The following is a 2,060-nucleotide window of genomic DNA, read 5'->3' on the forward strand; positions in this document are numbered from 1 at the left end:
GAAAGGTCAGGCGTGCTGTCGACCGCCATGTCGTTCCTAGGCCTCTATCGCGATCCCGTCGTCGCCGAGGTGACGCGGCGCTGCGACTGGCGGATCTCGGACATCGTCGGCGGGGCGCGGCCGACGACGCTCTACCTGGTGGTGCCTCCTTCCGACATCAGCCGCACAAAGCCGCTGATCCGCTTGATCCTCAACCAGATCGGCCGGCGGCTGACGGAGGAGTTGGAGGCGAAGACAGGCCGCCATCGGCTGCTGCTGATGCTCGACGAGTTTCCGGCTTTGGGCCGGCTGGATTTTTTCGAGTCGGCGCTCGCTTTCATGGCGGGCTATGGGCTGAAGAGCTTCCTGATCGCGCAATCGTTGAACCAGATCGAGAAGGCGTACGGACCGAACAATTCGATCCTCGACAACTGCCATGTGCGCGTCAGCTTTGCGACCAATGACGAGCGGACCGCGAAGCGTGTTTCCGACGCGCTCGGTACCGCAACCGAGATGCGGGCGATGAAGAACTATGCCGGGCATCGGCTCTCGCCCTGGCTTGGCCATCTCATGGTCTCGCGGCAGGAAACCGCGCGCCCGCTGCTGACGGCGGGCGAGGTCATGCAACTTCCGCCCACCGATGAGATTGTCATGGTTGCCGGCACACCACCGATCCGGGCGAAAAAGGCTCGCTATTACGAGGATGCCCGCTTCAAGGAGCGTATCCTGCCACCGCCGGCGCTCTCGCTCCCAACGCATCCAAACGCCGACGATTGGAGCGCACTGGCTTTGCTGCCGCGGCCGGAACTCACCGATATGGCGAAGGGGAGGGAAAGCGCGGACGAGGATCCGACCGAATCCGAACGGCGGCAGCAGCCGGAACTCAGCCGCGTGCGGCCCATCGAGAAGAAAGCGCCGATAGAAAACGAGTTCGATCCGCCCGATGATGATGACGGCGCCGCAGCCAGCAGGCACTTTGCGCGGCTTGTGCAGGGCATGGCGCGCCAGGTATCGCTCGATCCGAACGACGGCATGGAGTTGTAGCTGCGATGGCCAGCCGAAAGAAGAAGACACAGATCTCCGTCTATCTCGAGCCGGACATCATGAGGATGCTCTCCGACTATGCCGCGCGCCGTGACCAGTCGATGTCCCTGATTGCAGAAGCTGCCATCGCGTCCTTTCTGTCGCCCGACGATGCCGAGCGGCGCGAGGCGATACTTGCCAAGCGTCTCGATCAGCTGGACCGGCGCATGACCCGGCTTGAGCGGGATGTCGGAATCGCCGTCGAGACGCTGGCCGTGTTCATTCGCTTCTGGCTCGCCACCACGCCCGCGCTACCCGAACCGGCCGCGCAGGCCGCGCGCGCCAAGGCCGGGGAGCGCTACGAGGCGTTCGTCACCGCTCTCGGACGCCGACTGGCAAAGGGGCCGAAGCTTCGGCAGGAGATTTCCGAGGATATCGACGCGCCGGAGAGGGGAATGAGCCAAGCCATTACGTTGGGCGATAGCGGATAGGAGCAAAACCGCCGTTCTCCTGTATTTGCACGCTATACCCCTACGACGCTAATTCCTTGTTGAATCACCCGGATTTCCGGCTTTCTTAATCATCCCCGTTGCGGGGAACATCCTTACGCCCCGCCAAAACGGGGCCGAGATGACTGCCACTCACCATAAACCGGAAGCGATCGCACGTGGCGCGCGGATGTTGCGCACGGCGCTTGGAGCCTCGATCACACGGTTTCTGGAAGATCCCGCCATCATAGAGGTGATGCTCAACCCCGATGGGAGGCTCTGGGTCGACCAGCTTTCAGAGGGGCTGGCCTATACGGGGGAGCATCTGTCCGCCGCCGACGGTGAGCGAATCATCCGCCTCGTCGCGCATCATGTCGGCGCGGAGGTTCATTCCCGCAGTCCCCGCGTTTCCGCGGAACTGCCCGAGACGGGCGAGCGCTTCGAGGGGGTGCTGCCGCCCGTGGTCACCGCACCAGCCTTCGCTATCCGCAAGCCCGCCGTCGCCGTATTCACGCTCGACGATTATGTCGCCGCCGGGATCATGACGGCGGAGCAGGCAGCGACGCTGCG

At 63.7% G+C, this 2,060-nt stretch carries 3 protein-coding genes; all 3 read left to right on the forward strand.

Annotation, left to right across the window (positions count from 1 at the left end; genetic code table 11):
- Positions 1-1,023 (forward strand): type IV secretory system conjugative DNA transfer family protein (locus C7477_RS18610; protein ID WP_181418483.1); only part of this gene is annotated, 1,023 nt, incomplete at its 5' end.
- A 5-nt stretch (positions 1,024-1,028) separates the two neighbouring features.
- Positions 1,029-1,493: a CopG family transcriptional regulator gene (locus tag C7477_RS18615; protein WP_110754819.1), complete on the forward strand. Its 465-nt coding sequence runs from the start codon at positions 1,029-1,031 to the stop codon at positions 1,491-1,493.
- Between the two features lie 139 nt (positions 1,494-1,632).
- On the forward strand, positions 1,633-2,060 hold a 428-nt coding region (locus C7477_RS18620), incomplete at its 3' end, for a P-loop NTPase family protein (protein ID WP_181418484.1).

Origin of the sequence: Paramesorhizobium leguminum (assembly GCF_003217235.1) — a bacterium.
GTDB classification, from domain to species: domain Bacteria; phylum Pseudomonadota; class Alphaproteobacteria; order Rhizobiales; family Rhizobiaceae; genus Paramesorhizobium; species Paramesorhizobium leguminum.